The organism is Meiothermus granaticius NBRC 107808 (genome assembly GCF_003574355.1).
GTDB lineage: Bacteria > Deinococcota > Deinococci > Deinococcales > Thermaceae > Meiothermus > Meiothermus granaticius.
The window spans coordinates 33,146-59,595 of the sequence record NZ_QWLB01000012.1 but is presented as its reverse complement, the minus strand read 5'-3'; the positions used below and the strand labels follow the sequence as shown (position 1 = coordinate 59,595).

Annotated in this window: 20 protein-coding genes; 10 read left to right on the top strand and 10 right to left on the bottom strand. The window is 64.3% G+C overall.

Annotated elements, in window-relative coordinates:
- Positions 1-19: 19 nt before the first annotated feature.
- Together Mgrana_RS06005 and Mgrana_RS06000 are read left to right on the top strand one after the other, a co-directional pair.
- Positions 20-343: a hypothetical protein gene (locus Mgrana_RS06005; protein ID WP_119356700.1), complete on the top strand. Its 324-nt coding sequence runs from the start codon at positions 20-22 to the stop codon at positions 341-343.
- Between the two features lie 33 nt (positions 344-376).
- Entirely contained in the window at positions 377-1,180 is an 804-nt protein-coding gene (locus tag Mgrana_RS06000; RefSeq protein WP_119356699.1) for a hypothetical protein, read from the top strand.
- A 34-nt stretch (positions 1,181-1,214) separates the two neighbouring features.
- On the opposite strand, the gene Mgrana_RS05995 is transcribed toward Mgrana_RS06000, so the two are convergent.
- Genes Mgrana_RS05995 through Mgrana_RS05965 form a run of 8 tightly spaced genes read right to left on the bottom strand, consistent with a single transcriptional unit; the run spans position 1,215 to position 8,687 of the window.
- The gene (locus tag Mgrana_RS05995) at positions 1,215-4,571 is read right to left on the bottom strand and encodes a hypothetical protein (protein ID WP_119356698.1); all 3,357 of its coding nucleotides are present in this window, start codon (positions 4,569-4,571) and stop codon (positions 1,215-1,217) included.
- A gap of 7 nt (positions 4,572-4,578) precedes the next feature.
- Positions 4,579-4,749, bottom strand: a complete 171-nt coding sequence (locus tag Mgrana_RS16805) for a hypothetical protein (protein WP_170146410.1) — start codon at positions 4,747-4,749, stop codon at positions 4,579-4,581.
- 11 nt (positions 4,750-4,760) lie between these two features.
- Positions 4,761-5,072 carry a hypothetical protein gene (locus tag Mgrana_RS05990; RefSeq protein ID WP_119356697.1) on the bottom strand — a complete coding sequence of 104 codons (312 nt, stop codon included), beginning with the start codon at positions 5,070-5,072 and terminating at the stop codon, positions 4,761-4,763.
- Between the two features lies 1 nt (position 5,073).
- The gene (locus Mgrana_RS05985) at positions 5,074-5,421 is read right to left on the bottom strand and encodes a hypothetical protein (protein ID WP_147021137.1); all 348 of its coding nucleotides are present in this window, start codon (positions 5,419-5,421) and stop codon (positions 5,074-5,076) included.
- On the bottom strand, positions 5,408-5,707 hold the full coding sequence (locus Mgrana_RS05980) for a hypothetical protein (RefSeq protein WP_119356695.1): 300 nt from the start codon (positions 5,705-5,707) through the stop codon (positions 5,408-5,410). The genes Mgrana_RS05985 and Mgrana_RS05980 overlap by 14 nt, the downstream gene beginning before the upstream one ends.
- Positions 5,704-7,143, bottom strand: a complete 1,440-nt coding sequence (locus Mgrana_RS05975; protein WP_119356694.1) for a cbb3-type cytochrome c oxidase subunit II — start codon at positions 7,141-7,143, stop codon at positions 5,704-5,706. The genes Mgrana_RS05980 and Mgrana_RS05975 overlap by 4 nt, the downstream gene beginning before the upstream one ends.
- Positions 7,136-7,705 carry a cbb3-type cytochrome c oxidase subunit I gene (locus Mgrana_RS17230; RefSeq protein ID WP_170146407.1) on the bottom strand — a complete coding sequence of 190 codons (570 nt, stop codon included), beginning with the start codon at positions 7,703-7,705 and terminating at the stop codon, positions 7,136-7,138. The genes Mgrana_RS05975 and Mgrana_RS17230 overlap by 8 nt, the downstream gene beginning before the upstream one ends.
- Positions 7,605-8,687 (bottom strand): cbb3-type cytochrome c oxidase subunit I, encoded by a 1,083-nt coding sequence (locus tag Mgrana_RS05965; RefSeq protein WP_170146409.1) that lies wholly within the window; start codon positions 8,685-8,687, stop codon positions 7,605-7,607. Before Mgrana_RS05965 ends, Mgrana_RS17230 begins: the two co-directional genes overlap by 101 nt.
- Before the next feature lie 194 nt (positions 8,688-8,881).
- On the opposite strand from Mgrana_RS05965, the gene Mgrana_RS05960 reads away from it, so the two are divergent.
- Positions 8,882-9,400: a general stress protein gene (locus Mgrana_RS05960; protein ID WP_206075056.1), complete on the top strand. Its 519-nt coding sequence runs from the start codon at positions 8,882-8,884 to the stop codon at positions 9,398-9,400.
- 101 nt (positions 9,401-9,501) lie between these two features.
- On the opposite strand, the gene Mgrana_RS05955 is transcribed toward Mgrana_RS05960, so the two are convergent.
- On the bottom strand, positions 9,502-9,768 hold the full coding sequence (locus Mgrana_RS05955; protein WP_119356692.1) for an acylphosphatase: 267 nt from the start codon (positions 9,766-9,768) through the stop codon (positions 9,502-9,504).
- A gap of 164 nt (positions 9,769-9,932) precedes the next feature.
- Here Mgrana_RS05955 and Mgrana_RS05950 point away from each other — a divergent pair, with 164 nt between their 5' ends.
- From Mgrana_RS05950 to Mgrana_RS05935, 4 genes are all read left to right on the top strand, one after another.
- Positions 9,933-18,224, top strand: a complete 8,292-nt coding sequence (locus tag Mgrana_RS05950; RefSeq protein WP_119356691.1) for a translocation/assembly module TamB domain-containing protein — start codon at positions 9,933-9,935, stop codon at positions 18,222-18,224.
- Between the two features lie 76 nt (positions 18,225-18,300).
- Complete coding sequence (locus tag Mgrana_RS05945; RefSeq protein WP_119356690.1) at positions 18,301-19,815, top strand: ABC transporter substrate-binding protein; 1,515 nt, start codon at positions 18,301-18,303, stop codon at positions 19,813-19,815.
- Positions 19,816-19,829: 14 nt separating this feature from the next.
- Positions 19,830-20,780 (top strand): ABC transporter permease, encoded by a 951-nt coding sequence (locus Mgrana_RS05940; protein WP_119356689.1) that lies wholly within the window; start codon positions 19,830-19,832, stop codon positions 20,778-20,780.
- Positions 20,781-20,788: 8 nt separating this feature from the next.
- Entirely contained in the window at positions 20,789-21,628 is an 840-nt protein-coding gene (locus Mgrana_RS05935; protein WP_119356688.1) for an ABC transporter permease, read from the top strand.
- Positions 21,629-21,645: 17 nt separating this feature from the next.
- On the opposite strand, the gene Mgrana_RS05930 is transcribed toward Mgrana_RS05935, so the two are convergent.
- Positions 21,646-22,368 (bottom strand): GntR family transcriptional regulator, encoded by a 723-nt coding sequence (locus Mgrana_RS05930; RefSeq protein ID WP_119356687.1) that lies wholly within the window; start codon positions 22,366-22,368, stop codon positions 21,646-21,648.
- Between the two features lie 130 nt (positions 22,369-22,498).
- Here Mgrana_RS05930 and Mgrana_RS05925 point away from each other — a divergent pair, with 130 nt between their 5' ends.
- Genes Mgrana_RS05925 through Mgrana_RS05915 form a run of 3 tightly spaced genes read left to right on the top strand, consistent with a single transcriptional unit; the run spans position 22,499 to position 26,396 of the window.
- A complete protein-coding gene (locus tag Mgrana_RS05925) occupies positions 22,499-24,229 on the top strand; it encodes an ABC transporter substrate-binding protein (protein ID WP_119356686.1) in 1,731 nt (576 codons plus the stop codon).
- Positions 24,230-24,272: 43 nt separating this feature from the next.
- The gene (locus tag Mgrana_RS05920; protein ID WP_119356685.1) at positions 24,273-25,244 is read left to right on the top strand and encodes an ABC transporter permease; all 972 of its coding nucleotides are present in this window, start codon (positions 24,273-24,275) and stop codon (positions 25,242-25,244) included.
- Positions 25,245-25,283: 39 nt separating this feature from the next.
- Positions 25,284-26,396 (top strand): ABC transporter permease, encoded by a 1,113-nt coding sequence (locus Mgrana_RS05915; RefSeq protein ID WP_119356684.1) that lies wholly within the window; start codon positions 25,284-25,286, stop codon positions 26,394-26,396.
- Positions 26,397-26,450 lie beyond the last annotated feature (54 nt).

The window sequence follows — 26,450 nt, the reverse complement described above, 5'->3', positions numbered from 1 at the left end:
GAATTTGAGGAGATTCCCTATGCTTACCGCACAAAAAATCAACCAACTGGCCCAGGATCAGGTTCTCGAGGGGTTAGGCAAGCACGAAGGCGATACCCTACGCGTGGTGATCGCCCACACCTCTCCCAGCCATTTTGAAGCCGTAGGCGAGTTTCAGCTCCAAAGTGGCAAGCTACACCGGCCCTGCTCGGGCCCGATGACCTCCGATTTGCTGGTGGAGTGGCTCAAAACCCTGTTGGAACGCTGGCCGTTCGAGCGAGCCATCTCCTGGGCCGTGCACCCCCTCGACCCCAAAACCCAGCAGTTCATTCAGCAGACCAAGAGCCAGTCCAAAGCCGATTAGGGCTGCGGGGCGGTATCTGCATACAATCGAGGGGTGCAGGTACTCCCCCATCCGTTCGTGCCCGCCCAGGCCTCCGAGGGGGCGCTGCTCCGGGCCAGGGCCCTGCAGCGCTACCTGCTCGAGCTGCGTACCGCTCTACTCTCATATGGCGCGGTGCCTCCGGTGCACCTCATGGTCTTGAGTGAATCCGACTGGAGGGCTCGAGTTCACCATCCTTACGGCTTTCCTTTCCAGCGCACCTCGCTTAAGGAGGGGCTGTATGTGTTCCTGCCCAAACAGTATCCAGAGCGCCTGATTTGGCGCCTGCGAGAGGTTCTCATCCCTGCGATCAAGCGCGTCGGGCGACCCCCTGGGCAACCCGATGATTTCCTTGATCTCAACCTGGGCCACGAGTATGCCCATGCGGTAGCGGTGGCCTGGAAGCTGCGGGTGCGGGTGCGTTGGATTGACGAGTTCATCGCCAATTACCTGTATCTGCTGGCCCTGCGTCAAGCCCTCCCCGAGCTGTATGCCCAAGCCTTGGCCTGGGGACAGCTGCTGGCCCAGCTCACCCCCAGCCAGCCCAGTTTGAGCAGCTATGAGCGCAAGCCCAAAGCACTGGTTGACCAGCTATGGTTCCAGGGCCAGTTCACGGTTAAGGCCGGGGCCCTGATCGAGGCGCGACACGACGGCTTGCTCAAAGGCCTGCTGCAAGCCAGCCCGCTCAGCAAGGGCGGTGTGCATAAGGTGCTGCTGGGCCTCGAGCCCGGCCTCAAGGAGTGGTTTGCCCAGTTCGCCCCGCCGCGAAATTCACCCAAAACCTCTCCGGGTGGAATCCCTCTTGAGGCCTCAAGCTGAAAGGCCGTTTGACAGGCTGAACCGCCCCCCCAAATCAAGAAGTCGAGTTGGCCGACAGTGCGGGTCGAGCAAGCGGCAAGGGCTGGCGCCGACTGAGCCAGTAGACCCCCCCATAGATCAGGGCAATGCTGAGCAGGGCCCCCAGGCTTTGCCACTCGCCATGCCCCAGCCGGTTCAGGCTGCCGATGCTGCCCATCATCAAGCCCCCCAGGGCGATGGCCCAAAGGCCGGGGGCCCGCTGTACCGAGCTGCGAAGGGACAGAAGCGCCCCCAGCACCAACCAGACCGTTCCATAGAGGTTCAGGAGCGGGGTATAGCTGCGGGGGGTGAGCAGCCCGGCCTCGCCCACCGAGGGGTAGGCCTGGCCACTCAGGAGGTGCTCCAGCCGGGCCAGATCCACCGGGGCCCACAGGGCCACCAGCACCGCCAGCCCAGCATAAGCGAGCAATAGAAGGGTCAGGCTGCGGCGGTAGCGGGGCAGCAGGAGCACGGCGGTGCCATGCCCCAGGAAGGCCGCCGCCAGCAGGGCCCCGGCGCCATACCACAGCCGATAGGCCCAGGGCTGCCAGCCCTGGGGAAAGAGGGCCTCGAGGCCGGTCGCAAGGGCAAACGCGCTCACCCCCAGGGCCCACCACAGCAGCTGGGGCTGACGGGCGCGCCGGTAGCTGCGCCACAGGAGGCTGGCCAGCCAGAGGGCCACCAGCGCGGCCAGCGGGCTAAACAGGGCCGGGGGCAGAAGCTGAACCTTTCGCTCAGGGGTCTGGGGCGCGGGCACCAGGGGGGGCAGGGCAGGGTCTACCTCGAAGTAGTACTCGACCTGCCCGCCGTAGGGGCTGGCGGTCTGCTCGGCCTGGAGCAGGTAGCGCCCCGCCGCCAGGGCCTCAACCGGGCGAAGCTCGAGGCGCTCGAGGCCGCCTTCGCGCTCCCGCTGCACCACCCGCAGCGCCACCGGGCGGGCGGAACCCAGGGCGATCAGGCGGTAGCTGCCCAGCTCCCCGGTGCGCTTTTCCTGCACCACCAGGGCCGACACCCCCGGCAGCCGTGCCGAGTCCGGGGGGAAGCCGGGGGGCGGGTTATACCAGGGGTAGGGCTTCAGGTAGGCCGTCCCGCTGTGCAGGTACACTCCCCGCCCTTCTGCCGGGGGGGCCGCCACCGGCAGGTACTGGGCCTGGGCCGAAGGAGTACCCAGGAGCGGCACCAGCAGGGTGGAGAGCAATATCGCGCCCACAATGAAGATCCCCAGGCCCACCCCCAGCCGCCGGGCCCGGCGTACCGAACGCAAGGCCGGGCGGGGACTGGGGTGGCCGCGGGAAGGCCGGGCATTGTGTCCCCGCAGCCGGTAGGCCAGGGCCGCGGTGCTCAGCAGGGCGCTGAGCGGGAAGTAGACCAGGTAGCTGTTCACCCCGTAGGGCGAGAGCAGGGTAGCGCTGTAGGGGCTGAACAGCGCCGGCAGCAGGGCCCAGGCGATGCCGGGCCCAATCATGGCCAGGCTCAGCCCCACCACCGGCGCCCCCGAGAGCAGCCAGCCCAGGCCGGGGAACCCGGTCAGGGCCCCCAGGCCCTCGACCCCCAGAAAGACCGCTTTGGGCACCTTCCGCAGCGAGGTGGGCACCGGCCCCATCACCTGGGCCGGATAGGCCCGCAGGGCCGCGCCCACCTGGGCCCGGAAGGAGGCCGTCAGCGGCCAGACCAGCCGTACCAGGGCCACCGCCCCAAACAGGTACAGGCCAAACCCCAACAGCTCGAGCAAAATCGCCGGCGGGGCGAGGCTCTGCAAGACCTCGGGGTTCACCCAGTAGATGGTGCTGCGGTTGGCCAGGGCCATGGCATGCAGCCGCTCGGCCTCACTCATCCCACTGAGCTGCCCGGCCAGGCCCGGCATACTCAGCACCGTGGGCGGCAGCACCGAGGGGGCCGGGGGCCGGCTGGCTGCATCCCAGACCCCGGCCAGCAGGGCGGCCTGGGCCCCCAGGTAGGCCAGCCCGGCGTAGATGAAAAATGCCCCCCGGCCCAGCCAGACCGCCGCACCCCCCAAAGCCGGCAGGTTCATGCCGGGGACGCGGCTCAGGGCCAGCAGCGCAATCAGCGGGGTCAGGCCCCCCAGAATGTTCAGCAGGGCGTGCGAGCTGGGCCAGAACTCCCCCAGCCCCCCGGCCCGCACATACCACTCCTTGACCGGGGCAATGGCCTGGAACGGCCCCAGAAAGGTGCCCACCAGCAGCGCAGCCGCGCTGGTGTAGACCGTAGCGCGCACCGCAGGTGCGGCCTTGCGGGCGCTCCGAATCAGCAGGAAGAGGAAAAACCACAACCCGCTGCCCATCCACAGCCCCCCCAGCATCAGCGGCAGGGTGTGCCACAGGCCCATGCGCTCCAGCACCTGGCTGTAGCTGAGCCGCCCGTCCACCACCATGTAGCCTTCCACAAATCCCAGGGTGAGGGCGGCCAGGTAGAAGGCCAGCGAGCCCAGCACCAGCGAGACAAAGAGCCGGTTGGCCGTCCTTGGGCGCACCGGCTCGAGCCCCAGCCGGGGCCCCAGGAACAAGAAGGCCGCCACCAGCAGGGCGACCGAGCCGGTGACCAGGTTAATGTGGGCATGGCTGACCGGGTCAATCAGGGCCCCAGCCTGTCCGGCGGCCTGAATCCAGTCCTCGTTGGCCGGGAGTACCTGCAAAACCCCCTGCACGGTGCCCACAAACAGCCCCAAAACCCCCACCGCGAAGAACTTCAGCAAGTAGCCATAGGGCTTGGGCCCCTCCACCTGGCGGGCGTAGTACAGGGTGAGCAGGGTGTTGAGGGTATAGGTCCAGTACCCCAGGCCCAGGAAGAGGGCGGTGCTGCGCAGGGGAACCCGGTGCCACAGGCCCATGGCCTCTTTAGCCTCGGGATAGGACATCCCCTCGTGCACCAGGCGGGCCTCGAGCACCCCCAGCACCACCCAGGAGAGGTAGAACCCACTCACCCCGATGGCCGTAAGCCAGAAGGAGGCGTTGGCCAGGGCCGCCGAGTAGAGCGGGCGCCGGGCGATGCGGGGCAGGATGTACCAGGTCAGGCCGGTCAGCAGCACCGTGCCAACACCCACCACGAAGATGTGGGTGTTGGAGAGGTCGCGGGCCATGTGCCCGCCGTGGTCACCCAGAATCAGCCACTGGAAGGGGCCGGGCAGGTTCTTCAGGAGGCCCTGTATCGCGCCCACCACCAAAGCCCCCAGGGCAAAGAGGGCGTAGTAGGGCAGTTGCCGGTCGTAGGCGGTGATCTCGGCCCCGCTGAAGCGGCGGGGTGCGGCCTGCTGGCGCCTGGCCGCGGGCACCAGCCAGGCCACCAGCCCGGCCAGGGCCGTCGCCACAAACAGGGCCAGCACGATATCCCAGTTGCTCAGGTCACGTACCCACATAAAACCCCTAGCGGTAGCCGATCCCGGGCTCGAGCAGGTAGATCAGGCCGAACCACAGCACATAAATCACCATCAGGCCCACCAGGATCAGCCAGTCCCGCCGGGTGTCCTTGGGATCCATGCGTTCATAGCCTTCCCAGGCCTGGTTCACGTCCTTATTGCGTTCAAAACGGGCCATCGGGTCTCCTTTCAGGCCAGTTCGGCCAGGTAGCGGGCCTCCAACCGCAGGGGCGGGGGCTCCATCAGGGTCAGCACGTCGTAGGGGGTCTCCTGAGTTTTGAGCCAGGCCTCGAGCTGCTCGGGATGCTGCCAGCGGCTGATCACCACCAGCTTGACCTGTTCCTGGGCCTCGTCCAGCTCGCCCAGCACCTCCATCCCGCTGAACCCCGGCAGGCTTTGCAGCAAGCCCTTGACCGCGGTGAGGGCGAAATAGGCCTCATCCCAAGCGGCCAGGGGCAGCTCGGCCTCGAGCACTTGAGCGACAAAGGTGGTCTCCGGCATATCAGTACACCTGCCCCTGAATGAGCTGCTGGATGGTCAGGGTCAGCATCCAGAAGAACATAAACCAGTAAAACCAGGTCATTCCCCCGCCTACCGGCCCCACGTGTTCCTGCAGGTAACCGCTGTATTCCTCCGGGGGGTAGAGGTCGTTCTTCCAGCGGGCGCGGCTCTGGTAGCGGGTGTAGCGGTACAGACCCCAGGCCATCAGGATCAGCCAGCCAAAGAAGATCAGGACATAGCGGGCGTTGTTGTACAGCGAGAACCACTCCCAGGTCACCGGCCAGTGGTTGCGCAGGTAAAAGCCGAAGAGGTATTCGTAGTAGGGTTGCATCTGGCTAGGCACGTCCACGGGACACCTCCTGGGCCCAGTCGGGCAGGGTTTCCCACTCGCTGGGCGGGGTTTCGTAGTCGGGGTCGGGCTCCTTTAGAAAGTAGCGCTTGGACTCGCCCTCGAGGTCGTGAAAGTAGCCCTTGCGCCAAGCGATGACGGTGACGATCAGGGCCGGAATCATGAACCCAAAAAAGGAGCTCAGGATCATCCAGTCGGTCATCACGAAGTCGCCCACCGGGTCTTCGGGCTGGTCGTGGGCCAGGGCCAGCCCAAAGAACAGCAGCAGTGCCAGCCAACGCCTCATGGCTTGGCCTCCTTCCAGACCTGCGGCAGCGTGGCCGGGCTAATGGTGCTGGGGTCCAGCCACTTCCTGGGGATGAAGGGCGTCTGATCCACCCCCTGCACGGCCCAGCCGGGGGTGGTCTTTTGCCGCTCGGTGGCTTGCTGCATGATCACATCCAGGGTCACGTTCTCGTAGCCCTGGCTCGAGGCCGGGATCACCCCGGGGTGCTCGAGCATCCACAGCGCCACCGCATAGGTGGGGTTGATGCGGCCCTCCTTGACCATGGCCGCCACCGGGCCGCCCACCGCCTCGGAATCGTAGGCCTTGAGGGTGGCAGAGCCCAAAGGATAGAATTTCTCGGCCCAGGGGAAAAGGGCCCCATAGCCCTGCCAGGTGATGTACTGTTCAGGCTTGGGCACCGAGCCTACCTCCTTGAGGGTGCCGTTGGGGATGGTCTTGATAAACAGGGTCAGGCGCCAGGTATCCTCCACGGTCAGGCGGTTGCCGAAGTTCTCCATCAGGGCCCCCGGCACCCCACGCAGGATGCGCCAGTAGTAGGCCCCAGGGCTAGTGTCGGAACCGTGCATTTGGTCGTTGGCCACGTTGAACCCCGGCGGCTGGGGGTTGGCAAAAGACCGGGCAGGCCCCTTGCCATCGCCCTGCGGGCCATGGCAGCCGGTGCACATCTGCAGGTAGAGCACCTTGCCCCGCAACAGGTTCTGCTCGTTCACCGGCAGCGGATTCTCGTGAAACCAGTAGCCCCGCTCCATGGTCATTAGGTTGTGGATGGCCCCTGGGGTCGGGCCGTTGCCCGGCACCCCAGCGGGCCCCCGGTTGCCCCCCGGCAGGTTGTTCACCGCCACGTTGAGGGCCTTCATGTTCTGCTGATGCAGGCGCCGGGCGGCGGCAGCCTTGCCCCCAAGTTCCTGCATGAAGGCGGTCAGATCGGCCACCTCGGCCTCGCTCAGGAACTTGAACTGCGGCATCAGCGAAGGGGGGTTGGCATAGCGGGGGTTCCAGAAGTGGGCGTAGTGCCAGTCGTCGGGGTGGAGCCCCCCTTCCTGCGAGAGATCCGGGCCGGTACGCACCGTGCCAAACAGGTTCGGGGTCCATTTGACGCCGGGCCAGTCACCGGCCTCGGAGATGCGGTTATACACGTAGTACTGCCCCACCTCGTAGTCCTGGGGCCGGGAGAAGTTCGAGTGGCAAAGGAAACAGCCGTTCTTCTGAAAGACCTGCTTACCCCGCCAGGCTGCCTCGGAAAGCTCGGTGGCGTTGGCGTTGGCCGAGGGCTCAAAGGTGGTCAGGGGCAGCACCACTACAAACCCCACCACCAGAAAGAACACCGCCAGGGCCCCCAGGCTCACGATGCCGGGCCCCATCTGCATCAGCTTCTTAGGCGGGCGGCGCCAGGTTTTGGGGTGGCGCGGAACCCCGGGATCCATGGGCTCAGGCATGGCTACCCTCCTGGGCGGTTTGAGGCCCTGCCCCTGACCGGGCTACCTGTTCGAACTCCCGTAAGGCCAGGGCCCGGGTATCCTGGCGCACGGTCTGCCAGAGGTTGTACATCTGCACGATCCCAGACAGCACGATCATCCCCCCGAAGGCGGCCCGGGCGATGTACCAGGGCCTTAGCCAGGCGATCAGGTTGATCTCTGGGACCCCCTGCAAGAAGGCTTGGCCCTGGATGAAACCTGCAATGGTGAGGGACCAGAAGAACCCGCTGAACCCCACCAGGATCAGCCAGTAGGTCCACTCCGAGAGGGCCCGGCTATAGATGGGCTTGCCATAGATGCGCGAGAAAGCATACTCAATGAAGCCCATGCCCACAAAGGTGAACGCCCCCAACAGGGCCAGGTGGGCATGGGCCACCACGAAGTTGGTGAAGTGGGTGAAGCGGTTGAACTGCTGGATGGCCTCAAAGGAACCCTGGATGTTGACCAGCAGGTAAAAGATCAGGGCGGTGAGCCCGTAGCGCAGGGGCATGTTGGTGAAGAACTTGCCCCAGTGCCCGCGCATGGTCAGCACGATATCGGTCACGAAGGTAAACACCGGTACCAGCAGCATTACCGAACGATAGGGTGGCATACGTTTTGAGCCAGCCGGGGATGGGAGCTTGCAGGATGTGGTGATGCCCCACCCCGGTATAAAAGAAGGCCATCCCCCAGAAGGAGATGAACGAGAGGGTTTGCGAGTAGAGAGGGGTATTGGTGATGCGCGGCACCAGGTAGTAGAGCACCGCCAGGAGCATGGGGGTCAGCCAGAGCCCGAAAAGGTTGTGAGCGTACCACCAGTTGAGCATGCCGTCGGCGATCCAGGTCGGGGCTGCCCCGGAACCGCCGGTCCCGGTCAGCAGGTTTTGTATGGGGTCTCCCACATAACCCTGGGGCCGCCACAACACGTTTCCGATGATGTAGTCGGCGGCCAGCCAGAGCGGTGAGGCCACCATCCACCAGACCGTCACGTACAGGGGGCGCACCCGGCGGGTCAGCACGGTGGCGATCACGTTGTAGATGTTGAGCAGCCAGGCTATCACCAACAGGACATCCAGCCACCAGACCAGCTCGCCGTACTCCCGACCCTGGTTCCAGCCCAGGATAGCTACCGTCACAAAAGCCCCGATGAACATCAGATTCCACAGCACCGCGCTAAACCGGGCCAGGCCAGGACTGTAGAGGCCCCGGCCCAACAAGCGGGGCAGCATGAAAAAGACCGCCCCCCAGTACATGGCCGAAAGCCAGGCAAAAATCACCCCGTTCACATGCAAGATGCGGATGCGCGGAAAGGTCAGAAACTCGACGCCCGCGAAGGTCTGGGGGGCCACCAGCTCGGTGGCGATGATGAGCCCGAACAGGTCCACGATGGTCAGCCAGACCACCCCGCTCACCAGCCACCACAAGGCCGCGCGGTCACCGTCGCGCAGCTCCTCCCTCGAGACCAAGCGATTAACCGGCAACAGCTTCTCCAACCAACCAAACCCCTGTGCCATCCTGGCTGCCAAGCTGATCACCCCCAGTTGAATGGTGTTGCCGACCTGCGTTTTTGTTTGTTTTGATTCTTCCGGCAAACCCTACCACTTTGCAGGGCGCCAATGCAAGGGGGGGTAAGGGCCTACCCAGGCGGCTTGATCTTCCCTTTTCGGGAATCCCATAATCGGAAGGGAGCACAGGCATTATGGCTCCAAAGGAGGCCCTTATGGACGAGTACGTGGTTAGCGCGGTTTTCCAAACCCATTCGGCGGCAGAGCAGGCGGTAAGGAAGATGGGAGAGGCCGGTTTGCCCATCAAGCAGGCCTCCATCGTGGGACAAAATCTCCAATCCACCGAGCAGGTGCATGGCTTCATTACCACCGGGGATGTGGCTAGAGGCAGCGCGGGGGTTGGGGCCTGGGTAGGCGGTATTTTTGGCCTGTTGGTGGGAGCGGCTTTCCTGTGGATTCCTGGTGTAGGGCCCTTGGTGGTCGCGGGACCCTTTGTGGCCAGCCTGATTGCGGGCTTGGAGGGTGCGGCCCTAGGAGCCGCGGGCGGGGCTTTGGTCGGCGGGCTGGTGGGCTATGGCCTGAAGCGGGATAAAGCCCTCAAGTACGAGACTGCCATCAAGGCCGGCAGCTACTTGGTACTCATGCATGGCAGCGAAACGGAGTGCAGCCAGGCCAAGGAAATCCTGAGCGCCCAAGGGGGCCAGGACATCGCCCTCGAGGCCAAGGGAAAGTAACCCCCAGATCGCCGGGTATATACAGAGATACGGTATAGCCGGGGTTCGGCTAACCCCGCCCGGCAAAGAAGCCGCCCCAGGTTTGGCCCTGGGCGGCTTTTTTAGAAGATTTGAAACCCCCTCAGGCCGGTGGCCTCGCTCCACTGCACCTCGAGCTGATTCACCCTCGAGCCCCGAGGCCCCTGCCGCAAGTGGTGCAAGAGGTGCTCCAGATCGGCCCGGGAGCCCTCCGCCACCACCTCTACCCGCCCATCGCTCAGGTTTTCGGCGTAGCCCACCAAGCCCAGCTCGAGGGCTCGAGCCCGGGTGAAATGACGATACCCCACCCCTTGAACCACCCCACCAATCAGCACGGTCATGCGCTCCATACCCCCAATCTAACAAGTCGAAAAGCCTTGTGGCTTGAGCGGAGAGCCTAGCCAACCCAGCACATCTCTGGAATTTCGCGGAATCTTTGGGGTATATCCCTGAACTTCCCGTTTTGCTTTCTCCTAAGCTCCCCTCAGTTTTTTCCGCTATCCTGAAAGCCGAGATGCGATTTTGGCGCTGGATTCCGACGGTTGTGTTGCTGGTATTGCTAGCGCTGCCCGCATTCCCACCGCTCATCCAGTATGTGCTCAGCGAAGGCTTGAAGGCTGGAGGGTTCAAGGGCCAGTGGGGAGGGGTCGGGGGGTATCTGCTCACCGGCATCCACGCCAAGGATGTGCAGCTCGAGGGGGGCGGAATCAAGGTACAGGCGGCCCAGCTACACCTGAGCTACAGCTTGCTGAGCCTGGCCCGCAAGGAGCTGCCGCTGCGCATCTTTGCCCAAGATGGGGTGGCCTCGATCGGTTGGGACACCCTCATCCCCAGCAAACCGCCGGGGCCACCGGGGGCGCTCAAGCTGCGGGTAGATGAGCTGCGTTTGGAGAACATCCAGGTCTCGATCAATGAGGGCAAGCGCTTCCCCATCCCCACCCTAAAAGCCCAGATCAACGGGAACGGCCCCTATCAGGTGCGGGTCGAACTGCCCGAGGGGAAAATTAGCGCGGAGGTGCGCCGCACCGGGCGGGAATTCGAGGCTTGGGACCTTCAGGCCAAGGGGGAGCTGCGGGCCGCACGCTACTGGTACTCCGGGATCGAGGGCGGAACCTTCACGGGGCACTGGGTGGTTAATTCCAAAGGGGTTCGCGGGGACAATCAGATCAGCGGGGGCGTGGTGCGCTTCCCCGGCCCCATCACCGCCAGTGCGGTGGCTGGACCGGTGCGGTTTGATGGCAACGTGGTCAGCGCCAACCTCACCGGATATGGGCTGGGCGGGCCACTCAAAGCCAGCGGAACGGTAAACCTGCGCAGGCAACGCTACACCTTTCAGGTCGAGGGCAACCCCACCCTACCGGCCTTGGCGGCCAATTGGAACCTCAAGCTGCCGGTTGAGGGTTCGGGGCCGCTGGTGCTGGAGGGTCATGGCTGGCGGGAGCTGATCCTGACCGGGCGCTACCGCGGGGTGGGCAGACTGCTGGGGGAACCCCTGAACTACCAGGGAACCCTCGAGTTCAATAAGGTCTTTCGCCTGGATGCGGCTGCCGAGGGGCGTTTTTTCGACCGAAGCTTCAGCGCGGAGGTCTCCCTGGTGGGCAGTGGGTATAAGGTAGGCCTGACCGACTCCCTGGGAAGCCAGCTCCAGCTCAGGGGAGCGGGCTCCGACACCACCGGCAGCGGCACCCTGGTCTGGCCCAAACCCCTCCAGGGCAGCGCCGATCTCAAGTTTGAGAGCACCGGCAGCCGGTGGAGGGCTGCGGTGACCTCAGAGGGGGTGGGGTTACCGGCGGCCAAGCCCTTCCGCCTTTCCGGAAGCCTGAGCGGCAATGGCAACCAGGTGGCCGGACAGCTTGGCCCCTTGGGGTTAGATGGATCCTGGAGCAACCTAGGCCTGCGCTTGAGCAGCCTCGAGCTGCTGGTGGGGAGCTTGAGCGGAAGCGGTGCGCTGCGCGACGGTCGGCTAACCGCCCAGCTCAACTACGCCTCGCCCTACACCCAGTTTCCCCTCGAGGTGCGCCAGGAAGGCAAAACCTGGCGGCTTAGCAACCGCTATGCCGACGGGGCCTACCAGAACGGAGTCTTTAGCCTGAGCCTGAAGGCCTTACCCCTACAGCTCGGCGAGGCGCTGGCGCTCTCGGGAAATCTACGCTACGCCGATACCCGCCTGAGTGGAAGCTGGGATCTGCAAAGTCCGCATGCCCGCGTGCAGGGGGTGCTCGAGGGGCTCGGCACGCGCTATCAGGGCCAGTTGCGCACCCCGCTGGGCGATCTTCCCCTCAGCGGAACCGCCGACAGCAGCGAGGTCCGGGCTACCCTCGACACCCTGAGCCTCACGGCCAGCGGAACCGAGGGGGTCCGCATCCGGGGCCCGCTCAAACTGGGGGTGGTGAGCGCACAAGCCGACCTCAGCCTTAAAGGGGGCGCCTACCTCGGTAGTGCGCGGCTTTCCACCCCTTGGCTACAGGCCGACCTCGAGGGGCAAGGCCGCACCCTTTACGCCACTACCCGTGGTTACGCTGAGCTTTCGGGACCCCTGTGGCCTACCCCTGCACTGGCCGGCCAGCTCACCCTGCCCTTCCGAGGAGCGGTAGAGGTGCCGCCCCTGCCCCTGGAGGTGAACCGGGAGGGGGTCCGCCTGCAAGGCGGGAGCGTTCGCTTTCAGGGTGACTTTCCCTTTCAGCTCAGCCTGCCCCTGCGCATCCAAGGGCAGTCGGCCCAGCTCGAGGCCAGCGGCAATCTGCAGGGCGGACGCGTCCAGGCTTTCACCCCCTATGGCTCCTTGGCCGGAACGGGGCCCTGGAGCAGGCTGAGCCTCAGCGGTGCGGTACAGGCTGCCGGGTACAGCGGCCAGCTCTCAGGCCAGGCCAACCTGCTGGAGGCCCGCTACACCCTTGGCCTGGACCTGCCCCAGCTCGAGGGAAGCCTCAGGGCCCAGGGCAAGGGTACTGAGCTGCGCTACAGCGGGCAGTTTCAGGGGGGTCGGCTCTCGCTGTCCGGGGAATATCGCCAGGTGAGCGGAGACCCTTTGGAGGGGTTGCGCTTGCAGGCGGTTGCCCGCAGTTTTGACACCCAGCGCCTGGGGTTTCCCGCCCAGGTTTCTGGGCGCTGGAGCGACCAAGGGGGACAGCTGCGGCTCGAGAGCCCCTATGGGCAGGTGCTGGCTAGCGGCAACGGCCTGCTGGGGCCGCTGAAGGTTGAGGTGCAAAGCCTCTACGGCCAGTTACAAGGCCGGGCCAGCACCGAGGCCCTCGAGCTGCGGGGCAGCCTGCGGTTGCCCTACCTGAGCGGCAGTCTGGCGGTACAGGGCCCCTGGGAACGCCTGGAGGCCAGCGGCAGCGGTGAATACCGGCTCCCTTACCTCGAGCCCCGGGCCTGGCGGCTTTCGGCAGATGTGTTGAAGCAGACCTGGCAGCTCGAGGGGCCCTTGCAGCTCGAGGGCCGGGGCCTTGAGTATCGGGGCCAGGTGGACTGGCCCTACACCTTCCAGGGCCGCTCGGGAACCCTGCGGGGCCAGATGGAGGGCCGCAGCCTGAACCTCGAGGCCCAGTTCCAAACCGAGTACAGCGGAATTCCCCTGAGCGCCGAGCTCCGTGCACAAGGGGCCGACCTGCACAAGTTGGTCGGGGCGGTGCATCTGCCCGAGGGCCAGATTCAGATTGCCAACGCCCACGCGCGCTTCGACCTCGAGACCCGCAGCCTGGCCCGCGCGTTCAACGTCGAGGTGGCCGGCCGGATTGCGGGAAACCTCAACCTGGAGGGAAACGGCGAGGCCAGCGGGCACCTGCAGGTTTATGGCCAGGAGGTCGAGCTGGCCTACCGGGATCGGGTGGTCTCGGCCTTCCTCCCCAGCCTCTCCGCTGGCCTCAGGCTCCAGCTTGGCTCGTCGCTTCAACTCACTGGCCTGGGGGATCTGTCGGGCAGCGTGCGCCTGAGCGAGCCGCTCAGTGGCCGCCTGACCTATCCGCTGGGCCAGACCCGGCTCGAGGCTGAGTTCAGTGGGCCGCGCTCCCGGCCTGGGGTTCAGCTCTCGGCCAGCGGCCCTTGGGGACAGGCCCTGGGCCGCGGCAGCTACCGCCTCGAAGGGGCGCAGGGGCAGGCCAGCCTGGAGGTAAGCACCCCCTACGCCAAAACCCAGCTCGAGCTCTCCAGCAGAGGGACCGCCTACCAAGCCACGGGGCCGCTCGAGACCCTGCAATACCTGAAGCAGCGCGGCCCACTGCGGATCAGCGGGGACGGAGCCCGGTGGAGTGCGGTCTGGGCAGCGCCGCTGCAGCTTCAGGCCGGTGGCCAGGGTGCCGAAATCCTCTCGGCACAGGCTCAGGGGCAAGGCACCCTCGAGGCCGCCGGACGCAGCTTCTCGCTGAGCGGGGAGTTGAGCAACCAAGGGGAGGATTTCAGGGGCCTGATGACCGTCTCCAGCCCCAGCATCGCCTTGGAGCTGAGGGGCCAGGCCGGGGGGGTTCGGGCCAGCGGCCAAGCCTACGGGGTTTCGGTAGCGGCCCAGGTGAGCCGTCGGGGCGATTTGGGCGGCACCCTCTCCTATGCCCAATCCCTGGCCTCCAGTCGCCTCAGCCTCGAGGCCACCCTGAAGGGCAGCGTGCTCAAACCGTTGCTCCAGGGACAGGGGAGCTTGGCTGGAAAGGGCGCCCAGATCGCCCTGAGTTTTGCTTACGATGGCCAGGTACAGGCCAGTGCCCTGGGGCCGGGGCTCCAGGCAGAGTACACCAACGGGGTACTCAAAGCGCAGGCCGAGACCGACCTCGAGCCCTTCCTTGGCCTGCCGCTCAAACTAAAAACCTCGGGCGAAGGCCCGCTCGAGACCCTGGAATTGCCCCTCAAACTGACCGGTCCCCAGCTCGAGGCTTCAGGAATCCTGCTCCCCATGCAGTTGCGTGCCAGTCTGAGCGGAACCTACCAAAACCAGGGGTTTGAGCTGAGCTACGACCGCATCCTGCAAGCCCGGCTCTCCGGCCCCTATGTCACCGGGGTGGTGCGCTACGACCAAACCCCCTCGGGTTCGCTGCTGCTGGATTTACCTGTGCCAGGAGGCCGGCTGGTGGGGAGTGCTGAGGTAGCGACCGGACGCCTCAGCCTGGCAGGTCAAGGGAGCTGGAGCGGCACCCTAAATGCGAGCCTGGCCCAGGGCTGGTCACAGCCCACCCTTTGGCAGGTCGAGGCGGATCTCGGGGGTCCGGTGGGGCTGGAGGGACGGTTTGGCCTCGATCTTTCACCGCTCCGCCTGAATGGAAGCGGCCAGGTCACCCTGCCCGGCTGGGGGCGGGTAGCCCTAAGCGCACAGGACACTCAGGTCAGGCTCCAGGGCGCGGAAGGGCTGGAGCCCTTGAAGGGCACCCTGCGCCTGAACCCTCTGCAGCTGAGCTGGTCCTATGGGGGAGCGCTTCCCAAGGGTCTGGGCCAGCTCGAGGCCTCCGGTACCTATCCTGGGTTATGGGCCTCCGGCACTTACCAGGCCTTGGGCCAAACCTTGATCCTGCGGGGCCAGGATACCCAGCTCAGCCTGAGCGGTTCAGGGCTTCAGGCCCGTCTCACCCCTGAGGGGGTAGAGGCGAAGCTGGACAACTTCAACCTGAGCTCGCTCCGACTGAATGGAAACCTCTCCGGCCCCTGGAGCGCCCTTCAGGCCTCGCTGGACTGGAGCGCTTTGGGGCGCGGGGGACAGATCCAAGCCCGCTGGGAAACCCGCACCCTCCAGGCAAGCCTCGCGGGGGATTTAACTGGTTCGCTCCGCTATGCCCAGGGCTGGAGCGGGGTTCTGAGTTTCCGAGAGGGGCAGGCCAGCCTGAGCGGGGACGGCCTGCCGATCCTGGAAGGGCAGGTGCTGGGCTTCGGGGTACGGCTGGCCTATCCGAGCCTCGAGGTCTTCAACCCGACCCCTTCAGGAGGGTCCAAGCCGGCCCCCCCCACCCTCAACGCCCGTACCGCTTCATCCCAGGTGCTCCAGGGGGCTGGAGGGGCTCCGGCCCAGCATCTCAGCCTCAATCTGGCGGAGCGCAGCGCCTCGGGAAGCCTCGAGGTGCGGGGAGTGACGGTGCAGGGCCAGGGAAGGAGTCTCGAGGCCGCTTATCCGCTGGCGGAGGGGCAGATCACCGCTGGGTTCAACCTCGAGACCTATGCCCTCACCCTGGCGGCTCCAGGGTTGGGCCAAGGAAACCTGGTCTACAGCGGGGGAAAGCTGAGTGGCCGCCTGGACGCCGCACTGTACGGCCTCGAGCTAAGCCTGAAGGGCGAGGACCAGCAGGTGAGTTTCAGCGGCAGCCACCCGGCTACCGAATGGCTGCCCTGGGGGGATGGAACGCTGAACGGGCGCGTGGGGCTGGATGGAACCTATCAAGCCACCTACACCGGTGCAAGCGACAAGCAACCCCCGCAGGTGTTGGAGCTTCAGGGTAAGGCCCTCGAGGCCCGCTTGAAGGCCAAGGGGCCCTGGCTGAACGGGGGTCTCGAGTACGGGTCAGGCGGAGCCTGGGCGGGCTCACTCTCCGTCAACCTACCGCTCCCTGCCCTCGACAGCAACGCGGCCCTCCAGCTACAGGGCAAGGGGGAGCTCAGCGCCCAGGGCAAAGTGGAAGGCGGGGTCGGCACCCTCAACCTCAGCGCTTCGCTGGGGGGCTCCGGGCCTAGAGCCAGCCTCCGCTTCAGCGACCTCAACCTCAGCGAGATCCCTCTGCTGGCCAGCCGAATCCCCTATCTCGAAGGACGGGCCAGCGGGCAAGCAGAGTACAGTGCCGACAAGGCCACATTCAGCCTCAGCAGCCCCGGCCTCTCCATCAAGAACGATGGCCTGAGCCTGGCCACCCGGCTCGAGGGCCACTATCAAGGGGGGGTTTTCCAGGCGGATCTAACCTTCGACCAGGTGAAAAGCGAGGGCCTGTTCCGCCAGGATACCGACCTGGGCTCGAGCCGCAGCCGCATCCACCTGCAAAGCGACGGCCAACACCTCTCCGGCGAGGCCAGCGCCTCCGCCTTCCCTCTGCACTGGCTGCTCTCAGCCTGGGTGGGCGATCTCTCGGGACAAGCCTACTGGACGGGCAAAGCCAGCTTCGACCTCGATTTGCGCAATGCCTGGGCTTCCAAAGGGGTGTTTGTCGGGCAGAATCTGCGCTTCGAAGGGGGCGGGGACGCGCTCTCAGGTCAGGCCGTGCTGCGGTTTGAAGGCGAGCGGCTCTACATTGATGAGCTAGCCCTGGCGGGAAAGGGAACCTGGAAAGGCAGCGGATACTGGGGCCGCAACCGGAGCAATCTCCGGCTCGATCTGGAGAACACCACATTTACCCCAGTCCTTCAGGTCATTCCCAACCTCAAACCCTATGCCCCCGAAGGGAGCGGTACCCTGCGGCTGCGCTCGGATGGCCAGGTTTTTGACCTGAGCTTGGAGAACTTCCGCTTCAAGCTGGGGCCGGTGCGGGCCGAGACCCCCCGGGCTACCCTCCAGGTTGGCAAAACCGCCACCGCTACCGGACGCCTCACCCTGACCGCCCCCTATCCTGCGGTGGCCGATCTTTCCGGTGAAGGCGACGCTGAGGGGTTTACGGTGAGTGCTAAAGGCAGCGCCAATCTGCCCTTGTTATCGCCCAACGAACCGTTCGCCCTCAGCTTCAGCTATCCCAGTTATGTGCTGGACGTGCGGCTGGTCAATCAGCAAGCCCGGCTCAACGGAACCCTCTTCCCTCGGCTGGCCCTGGCCCTGCAAGGCCCGGTCCCGGTGAGCTACCCGCAGTACTTCTTGCTGGACGGCCTGGTCAACACCAACCTGGTGCTCAACTACACCGATGGGGTTTATCGCATCCTGGGCTCGGTGGAGGTCATGCGGGCCCGGTTGGGGCTCCCCCAAGGCCAGCAGGAGGTCTCCATCCCGGCCTCGAGCCCGCCCAGCAACCCCGGCCAGAGCCCGCCGATCCCTGTGCAGTTCGTCAATGTGGAAATCCAGGCGGAGCGTGGAATTCTGATCCAAGAACCGCTGGCCCAGGGCGAGCTGGCCGGGGACCTCTACCTCAACGGTGACGCCTCCAACCCCTACCTGTCCGGGGAAGTGGTGCCCTTGCGCGGGAGTTTCAGGCTGTGGAACCGCGAATTTACCCTGCATGATCGCAGCAGCACCGAGCGCAGCTATGCCCGCTTCAGCCCCGACAACGGCATCCTGCCGGAGATACAGATCACCGCCGATACCCAGGTGCAGGATCAGGCCAAGAACGAGACCGTCAAAATCTACCTCACCCTCAAGGGGCAGTTTGTGCGGCAGAACGGCAAGATCAAGATCAACCTGGACCCGACTTTCACCGCCCAGACCTCGAGCGGCCCCTTGAGCCAGGCCGAGATCTACGCCCTCCTACTGCTGGGGCGCTCCGACCTCTCGGTGCTGCCCAACGATATCGCCCAGTCGGGCATCCAGGGGGTGGTGCAAAACTTCCTGTTGGGGCAGCTCGAGACCGAGCTCTCCAAGGTTTTAGGCCTGGATCAGGTCAAGGTAGATATCCCGCTCTTGAACGGAGGCAAGGTCGAGGAAACCAAGTTCACGATTGGCAAGTACCTCTCCCCCGAGCTGTTTTTCGCTTACTCCGTGGATCTGCGGGGCTACCAGACGGTATATGCCGAGTACCGGCAGGGCGACTACAGCTTCCGCTTTAGCAGCGACCTCATCCCTTACCTGCGGCCAACCTTCAGCTTGGGGTACTCCATCCGGCCCATCGGAGCCGATCTGACCTTAGACATCTCCACCCCCTCGAGCAGCGACAGCCAGACCGATGGATTCCGCTTTGGCGTGGGGTTGACCTTTAGGTTTTAAGCTGCATACCACTTGAATACCAAATCGCCCCACCGTAGAATGGCCCGACAAGCCGGCTAAGGCTCAAGGAGGCGGTATGCGCTGCAGATGGTGGGGAATCTCATTGGCTCTAAGCCTGATGTTCGGTCTGGCCCTGGCTCAAACCCCGGTGCGGGGTGGAACCCTGCAACTGGCCGTAGACTCTTCGCCCGCTGGGTTGGATCCCCAGGTGGCCACTGCCTTTGCCACCTTCCTGATCACTGGAGAAATCTACGAGGGGTTGGTCGAGGTCAATGAGCGCCTGGGCATCCAACCCGCACTCGCCGAGTCCTGGAAGGTCAGCGACGATGGGCTCAGGTACACCTTCAAGCTGCGCTCCGGGGTCACCTTCCACAACGGCCAATCCCTGACCAGCGCGGATGTGGTGTACTCCTTTGACCGGGTTAGGGATCCCAAGACCGGCTCCCCCTTGGCCAGCCGCTTCAATTTGGTCAAAGAAGCCAAAGCCACTGCTCCCAATGAGGTGACCTTCGAGCTGACCCAGCCCTTTGCCCCCTTTCTCAGCGAGCTTGCAGGGCTTTCCATTGTGCCCAGCGAGTATGTCAAGGGCGGCGGCGATCTTCAGCGCAAAGCGGTCGGCACCGGCCCCTTCATGCTCAAGGAGTGGGTGCCCGACACCTTCATCCTGCTCGAGCGCAACCCCCGCTACTGGCGGGCAGGGCGGCCTTATCTCGATGCACTCAAATTCAACATCGTCCCCGATGCCGCTACTCGGCAAGTGGGCCTGGCCAGCAGCACCTATCAGTTCCTGCCCAACATTGACCCTTCGCTGGCGGTCACCCTCAAGGACACCCCTGGGGTCAAGCTGCTGCAAACCCAAGACCTCTCCTACAGCCTGATTGGGATGAACGTCAGCCGCAAGCCCTTCGACAACCCTAAGGTGCGCGAGGCCCTCAACTACGCAATTGACCGAAAAGCCCTGGTCCAGGCGGTGTACTTTGGCAATGGCACCCCTGCGGGGCCGCTCTCCCCCGCCCTCAAGAGCTGGGCTTCTCCCACCAGCGCCTGGGCTTGCTATGACTATAACCCCGCCAAGGCCAAGGAGCTCCTGGCCCAGGCGGGGTACCCCAATGGGGTGGACTTCACCATCCTGACCCTGGGTTCGGTAAAAACCGTGGTGGACGTGGCCCAAGTGGTACAGGCCCAACTCGCTCAGGCCGGGTTCCGTGCCAAGCTCGAGGTGATGGAGTTGGGCAAGTTCGTGCAGGATTGGCGCAACTCCAACTTCGACGCCTTCGCCTCGCTTAACGGCGGCAGCATTGACCCGGACGGTTACTTCTTCCGCACCTTCTCCACCGGGGGCAGCACCAACGTCTTCAAATACTCCAACCCCCAGGTAGATCAGCTGCTCAACCAAGGCCGCACTGCCACCAGCCTCGAGGCCCGGCGCAAAATCTACACCCGGCTCCAGGCCATCCTGGCCTGCCAAGGCCCCATCGCCCATCTGGTCTACGGAACCCTGTTCTCTGCCGCTCGGGATAATGTGCAGGGCTTCCGTCCGAACCCCACCCGCTCGCTGGCCTCGCTGCGCGACACCTGGCTGGCCAAATAAAGTGTTTCCCCCACATGATTTCCTACTTCCTCAAGCGCCTACTAGACCTGATCGTGGTCATGTTTGGGGTCTCGCTGGTGGTGTTCTTGATGATCCGGTTGATCCCGGGCGATGCCGTGGAGATCATGCTGGGGGCCAACACTGAAATCACCCCTGAACGCCTGAATGCCCTGCGCGACAAACTGGGGCTTAACCAGCCCTTGCTGGTGCAGTACGGGCACTGGCTCGGCCAGGCCCTGAGGGGCAATCTGGGCCAGAGCGTGTGGACCGGAACCCCGGTCACCCAAGAGATTGTGCAGCGCTTGCCGCTGACCCTCGAGCTCACCCTGCTCTCGTTGGGAATCGGCTTGTTGTTCGCCATTCCGGTGGGCATTCTCACCGCCTACTGGCGCAATTCGCTGGCCGAGATGTTGATTCGCATCCTCTCCATCACCGGGGTAACCCTGCCTTCGTTCTGGCTGGGCACGCTGTTCATCTTTTTGGCCTTCAAGCTGGCTCCTGCCTGGCCCACCCTGGGGTATGTGCCCTTTAGCGAGAACCCCATAGGCCATCTACAGCGGATCATCCTACCGGTGCTGACCTTAGCCCTTCCCCTTCTGGCGGGGCTCTCGAGGCTGTTGCGCAGTTCGCTGCTCGATCTCTTGAATCAAGACTTCATCCGCACCGCCCGGGCCAAGGGGCTCTCCGAGCGGACGGTGGTCTACAAACACGCCCTGAAGAACGCCCTGATCCCCCTGGTCACGGTGGTGGGCATCCAGGTCGGGTACCTGTTTGGAGGGGCCATCGTGGTCGAGCAGGTGTTCGCTCTACCGGGGATGGGCCGGCTCATCGTAGGGGCCATCAATGAGCGCAACTACCCCCTGGTACAGGGCTCAATCCTGCTGATCACGACCATCTTCGTCCTGATCAACCTGCTGGTAGACCTGTTGTACGCCCGCCTAGACCCTCGAGTGGAGTACGCCTAAACCCACCTATGACCCTGAAGCGCAGCCTTAAGCCCCTTCTGCATAGTCCCCTGGGACTGCTCGGATTGCTGCTGAGCGTATTGGTTATCGGGGCGGCGCTGCTGGGCCCTCCCCTGGCTCCTTTTGCGCCCACCCAGCAGGATATCCTGGCGCGGCTTTCCGGCCCCAGCGCGGCCCACTGGCTCGGCACCGACCAGTTTGGTCGGGATGTGTTTTCAAGGATTCTCTACGGCTTTCGCAGCTCGCTCGAGGTGGCTTTTGCGTCGGTGGGAATTGCCCTGATCCTCGGGGCCCCCCTGGGCATCCTGGCCGCCTACAACGGCGGTTGGCTCGACCGCGTCACCCTGCGGGTGATGGACGTACTGCTGGCCTTCCCTATCATCCTTCTGGCCATCGGCATCGTGGCCCTGCTCGGACCCAGCCAGTGGAATGCGGCGCTGGCCATCGGCATCGTCTACATCCCGATTTTTGTGCGGCTTACCCGCGGGCCAGCCCTGGTACTGCGGGCCTCGGATTACGTCCAGGCCGCACAGGCCTTGGGGGCAGGGGTTGGGCGGGTGGTGCTGCGACACATTCTGCCCAACCTGGCCTCGGTGATCTTGGTTCAGACCACCTTAGCCCTCTCCACCGCCATCCTGGTGGAGTCTTCGCTGGCCTTCCTGGGCCTGGGCACCCAGCCCCCCAATCCCTCACTGGGGCAGATGCTGGCCGAGGGGCGGGCCTACCTGACCCTCTCCCCCTGGACCTCGCTATTTTCCGGGCTGGCCATCCTCCTGGCCTCGCTGGGGTTTAATCTGCTGGGGGATGTGCTCCGCGATACTCTGGACCCCCGACTTCAGGGGCGCTAAGCCTCGCGGCCTCCCGCTTAGCTCGAGCGCAGCTCGGCCACGAAGTCGTAGCGATCGCCGCGGTAGTGGCTGCGGGTGAACTCGAGCACCCCACCGTCCGGCAAAAAGCTGAGCCGCTCGATGTACAGCAAAGGGCTTCCCGATCGCACCCCCAGCAGACCGGCTTCTTGGCGCCCCGCGGCTACCGCCCTTAGCCGCTGTAGAGCCCGCCAAGGCCGCAGCCCTCTGCCCTCCAGATGGGTGTATAGCGAATCCTTCACCGCTTCCGGCTCGGGCAGCAGGTGGGCGGGGATTGCCGCACGCTCCACCGCCATCGGCTCCCCTTGGGCGCTGCGTACCCGCTCGAGCCTCGCCACCCGCTCGCCCGGCGAGAGCTGAAGGGCCAAGACCTCCTCGGGACTGGCAGCGAAAAGCCCCCGCTTGAGCCAACGGTCGCTGGGCTCCAGACCGCGGGCCCGCATGTCCTGGCTGAAACCGGTCAGGGCTGAAAGGGGCTGCTCGAGCCGGGGCGCCACGTAAGTGCCCGAGCCTTGGCGGCGCTGCACCAAGCCCTGGGCCTCGAGGCGCTCCAGAGCCTTGCGCAGGGTTAGCCGCGAAACCCCGAACTGCTGGGCCAACGCCCGCTCAGGAGGCAGGGCCTCCCCGGCTTTCCAGGTGCCGCTGCTCAGGGCATCGCGCAGCCTGGCCTCGAGCTGCAGGTACAGCGGAGTGGTTGCGGTCTGGTCCAGGGTGAGGTACATGTGGCCCAGATTATACCATTCACATACCAATCGGTTGCCAAGGTGGGCCCTGAGCCGTATACTCAGCCTCGAACCTCAGCAGCAGCGGCCCGGGAAGCGGGCAGGTTCGTCAGCTCCTCAAGGAGGCACCATGAAGAAAACCCTTTGGCTCCTGGCTGCCCTGGCGAGCGGTGTAGCCCTGGCCCAGACCAAAACCGTCACCGGCTATGACAGCCTGGGGGTGGTCATTGGCAAGCCCGGCGGCACCCTCACCCTGGCCCTAAGCAGCGCTCCCCAGACTTTTTTTTACTATGGCGCCATAGACAACGCCGGCTCCACCATTGCCAACCAGCTCTTTGAGGGGCTGATCGAGTACAACCTGGCCAACTACAAAATCGAGCCGGCCCTGGCCACCTCCTGGACCATCACCGGGGGCAGCAAAATCTACACCTTCAAGCTGCGCCAGGGGGTTAAGTGGTCGGATGGGCAGCCTTTCACCGCCGATGATGTGGTGTTCACCTACACCCAGGCGGTCGCCAACCCCGAGGCCAAGGGGGGGGATCCGGGCAACTTCGCCGGGGTCAAGGTCGAAAAGGTGGACGCCAGCACGGTGCGCTTCACCTTGCCCAAACCGGCTCCCGCTTTCATCCAGTACATGCGGCTGCCGATACTGCCCAAGCACAAGCTGCTGAGCTTTAGCCAGGAGGCGGGTAAGCCCGCGGCTGAGATCAACAATGCCTGGCCCACCAACGTAGATCCCAAGGAGGTGGTGGGCACCGGGGCCTTCCGCTTGGTGAGCTACACCCCTGGCCAGAAGGTGACCCTCGAGCGCAACCCCAACTATTGGAAGAAGGACGCCGCGGGAACCCCTTTGCCTTACCTGGATCGGCTCGAGTATCTGGTAATCCCTGACTCGCAGGCCCAAGTGGCTCAGTTTTTAGCCGGAAACCTCGGGCAGCTCAACATCACCGGAACCGATTTCCCCACCCTCAAACAGCGCGAGGTCAGCGGGGCCCCCATCAGGGTGGTGCAGTTCCGCGCCCTCTTCGGCTCACCGCCCCACCTGGCTTTCAATTACGACGACAAAAACCCCGAGCTGGCCAAGCTGTTCAAGGAAACAGGCTTCCGCTTGGCAATCCAGTCCGCGGTGAATCGCAAGCGCATCATTGACGATGTTTATAACGGCCTGGCCGAGCTTCCGGGCAATGGGGTGGCTCCAATCAGCGAGTGGTACTACAACACCACCAAGCTGCTGGGCGACTTTGACCTAAAAGCCGCCAGCGCAGCCTTGGACAAGTTGGGCCTAAAGCGCGGACCCGATGGAATCCGCCTTTTGCCCAGCGGTAAACCCCTAGAGTTCACCCTTACCTACGGCTCCAACAGCTCCACTTTTAGCGCCATCGCCACCATCATCCAAAACGACCTCAAAAGCATCGGGGTTAAAGCCGATCTGCAAGGTGTGCTGACCTCCAACCTACTCTCTACCGGACGCGGCAAGGATTGGGATGCCATCATCCTGGGCTTCGGCGACCAGCCCGACCCCGAGCTGCGCACCCCCATCTGGAAACCGGGCGGGGCCCTGTACTACTGGCACCAGAGCACCATGCCTCTCAAAGAGGGGGACCCGCCCCAGTTCAACAACTTCCTGCCCTGGGAAAAAGAGATCTACGACATCTGGGATAAAGCCGCCAGCACCACCAACTTTACCGAACGCAAGGCCCTCTATGACCGCTGGCAAGCCATCTTCGCCCGCCAGGCCATGGTGATCATGATTGCCAAGGCCAACGCGGTGGGCGCCGTGAGCACCAAGTATGGCAACTATATCTACGACCTGGGGGTGATCCCAGGGTACTATCCGGTTCCGCTGATGTACCAGAAGTAAGGATGGGGGTTCGAGGCCTGAGGGCAGCCTCAGGCCCTTCTCTATGTGGGTCTTCCTGCTCAAGCGTGTTCTTATTGCCATTCCCACCCTGCTCTTGATCTCGGTGCTGGTCTTCGCCGTGATCCAGCTCCAGCCTGGTGGGTTCTTGGAAAATATGCTGGACGATCCACGGGTCTCGAGGCAAACCGTGGAGCACATCCGGGCTCAGTATGGCCTGGACCAGCCGGTCTGGGCGCAGTATCTGAACTGGCTTAAAAACATCGTGTTGCACGGAGACTTTGGCTTCTCCTTCCTGAACAACCGCCCGGTCTCGGGGTTGATCTGGGAGCGGATGGGGTGGACGGTGCTGTTGGCCGTGCTCACCATCCTGGCCACCTGGGCCATAGCGATTCCGCTGGGCATCTACACCGCCATCCACCGGCGTGGGCTGGCGGCTACCCTCGCCAATCTGGTCGGATATTTTGGCCTGGCCACCCCGGACTTCCTGGTGGCCCTGCTGCTGATCTACGCGGTGCTCAGCCTGGGGGGAACCAACGTGGGCGGGTTGTTCAGCCCCCAGTACATCGATGCTCCTTGGAGCTGGGCCAAGCTGCGCGACATGCTGGGGCATCTGTGGATCCCCTTGATCGTAATTGGCCTCGAGGGTGTGGCCGGATTAATGCGGCAAATGCGGGCCAACCTGCTGGATGTACTGAATCAAGACTATATTCGTACCGCCCGCTCCAAAGGCCTGGCCGAGCGGGTTGTGCTGTGGAAGCACGCGGTACGCAACGCCATTAATCCCATGATCAGCATCGCGGGCCTGAGTCTGCCCAACCTCATCAGCTCCACGATCATCGCCTCGATCGTGCTCAACCTCCCCACCATCGGGCCCTTCCTGTACCAATCGCTGCTGGACAAAGACCAGTATGTGGTGATGGCCCTGTTGATGCTCTCGGCCCTCCTGCTCATGGTGGGCAACCTCCTGGCCGATCTCACTCTGGCCTGGGCCGATCCCAGGATTCGCTATGAGTAAGGCCCTTCCTGCGTATGGCTGTGGGCTCGAGGTGCTCCCATGAACTCCCCCGTCTCCTCCAGACCGCGCCTCATAGATCGCAACGGCCCGCTCTACCTAGCCTGGCGCCGCTTTAGCAAGAACACCCCTGGGGTGATCAGCGCAGCCATACTCCTTCTGCTCTATCTGATGGCGCTGTTCGCCGGGTTCTTGGCCCCCAACAACATCACCACCCAGCACCCCGAAGCGGTGTATCAGCCGCCTCAACGCCCCCATCTCATCCGCGATGGCAGGCTCACCTGGCCTTTCGTGTACCAGCTTAAGAAAGAGCGCGACCCCGTCACCTTCATCACCCGCTATGTGGAAGACACCGCCCGTCCCACCCCCATCCGCTTTTTCCTGCGCCAGGGAGAGCCTTACCGCTTTCTGGGTCTCAAAACCAACCTGCACCTCTTCGGGGTCGCCGCTTCGGAGGGATATCTGTTCCCTCTGGGTACCGATCAGTTCGGGCGCTGTCTGTTTTCGCGGATCCTGGTGGGATCGCAGGTCTCGCTCACGGTGGGGGTGGTTGGGGTATTCATCTCCTTTGCCCTCGGCATTCTGCTCGGCGGCATCTCGGGCTACTTCGGCGGCTGGACCGACAACCTGATCCAGCGGATCACCGAGGTACTGCTCTCCATCCCCCGCATCCCCATCCTGATGGCTCTTTCTACCGTAATTCCCGCCCGCTGGCCCAGCACCTGGATTTATCTGGGCATCATCGCGGTGCTGGCCTTTATCGGCTGGGCAGGGTTAGCGCGGGTGGTACGGGGGCAGGTACTGGCTTTGCGCGATGTGGACTACGTTACAGCCGCACGCTCTCTAGGTTCGCCCGATCTGCGCACCATCCTGCGGCACATCGTGCCCAACTTGACCTCCTACCTGATCGTTACCGCCACCCTGGCCTTGCCCGGCTACATCATCGGTGAGTCCGCCCTCTCCTTCTTGGGGCTAGGAATCAAGGAACCGATGGCGAGCTGGGGTTTGCTGCTCAAGGATGCACAGAACTTTCAGGCCCTGGGTCTGTACCCCTGGCTCCTTACCCCAGGCCTTCTGATCTTCCTCTCGGTGTTGGCCTACAACTTTCTGGGCGACGCGCTGCGCGATGCTGCCGATGTGCGCAGCCTAGACTAGCGCCGGTTTCCCCTCGAGCCGAGAAGCGCAGAGGGATCGGGAGGGTGGAGGCGT

Excerpts from the sequence above, each read along its gene's own strand:
- Mgrana_RS05955 (WP_119356692.1), bottom strand. The coding sequence starts at position 9,768 with ATGGAGCGCATGACCGTGCTGATTGGTGGGGTGGTTCAAGGGGTGGGG.
- Mgrana_RS05980 (WP_119356695.1), bottom strand. The coding sequence starts at position 5,707 with ATGAGGCGTTGGCTGGCACTGCTGCTGTTCTTTGGGCTGGCCCTGGCC.
- Mgrana_RS05950 (WP_119356691.1), top strand. The coding sequence starts at position 9,933 with ATGCGATTTTGGCGCTGGATTCCGACGGTTGTGTTGCTGGTATTGCTA.
- Mgrana_RS05990 (WP_119356697.1), bottom strand. The coding sequence starts at position 5,072 with ATGCCGGAGACCACCTTTGTCGCTCAAGTGCTCGAGGCCGAGCTGCCC.
- Mgrana_RS05940 (WP_119356689.1), top strand. The coding sequence starts at position 19,830 with ATGATTTCCTACTTCCTCAAGCGCCTACTAGACCTGATCGTGGTCATG.
- Mgrana_RS06005 (WP_119356700.1), top strand. The coding sequence starts at position 20 with ATGCTTACCGCACAAAAAATCAACCAACTGGCCCAGGATCAGGTTCTC.
- Mgrana_RS17230 (WP_170146407.1), bottom strand. The coding sequence starts at position 7,705 with ATGCGCGGGCACTGGGGCAAGTTCTTCACCAACATGCCCCTGCGCTAC.
- Mgrana_RS05995 (WP_119356698.1), bottom strand. The coding sequence starts at position 4,571 with ATGTGGGTACGTGACCTGAGCAACTGGGATATCGTGCTGGCCCTGTTT.
- Mgrana_RS05915 (WP_119356684.1), top strand. The coding sequence starts at position 25,284 with ATGAACTCCCCCGTCTCCTCCAGACCGCGCCTCATAGATCGCAACGGC.
- Mgrana_RS05945 (WP_119356690.1), top strand. The coding sequence starts at position 18,301 with ATGCGCTGCAGATGGTGGGGAATCTCATTGGCTCTAAGCCTGATGTTC.
- Mgrana_RS05930 (WP_119356687.1), bottom strand. The coding sequence starts at position 22,368 with ATGTACCTCACCCTGGACCAGACCGCAACCACTCCGCTGTACCTGCAG.
- Mgrana_RS16805 (WP_170146410.1), bottom strand. The coding sequence starts at position 4,749 with ATGGCCCGTTTTGAACGCAATAAGGACGTGAACCAGGCCTGGGAAGGC.
- Mgrana_RS05960 (WP_206075056.1), top strand. The coding sequence starts at position 8,882 with ATGGACGAGTACGTGGTTAGCGCGGTTTTCCAAACCCATTCGGCGGCA.
- Mgrana_RS05925 (WP_119356686.1), top strand. The coding sequence starts at position 22,499 with ATGAAGAAAACCCTTTGGCTCCTGGCTGCCCTGGCGAGCGGTGTAGCC.
- Mgrana_RS05920 (WP_119356685.1), top strand. The coding sequence starts at position 24,273 with ATGTGGGTCTTCCTGCTCAAGCGTGTTCTTATTGCCATTCCCACCCTG.
- Mgrana_RS05975 (WP_119356694.1), bottom strand. The coding sequence starts at position 7,143 with ATGCCTGAGCCCATGGATCCCGGGGTTCCGCGCCACCCCAAAACCTGG.
- Mgrana_RS05935 (WP_119356688.1), top strand. The coding sequence starts at position 20,789 with ATGACCCTGAAGCGCAGCCTTAAGCCCCTTCTGCATAGTCCCCTGGGA.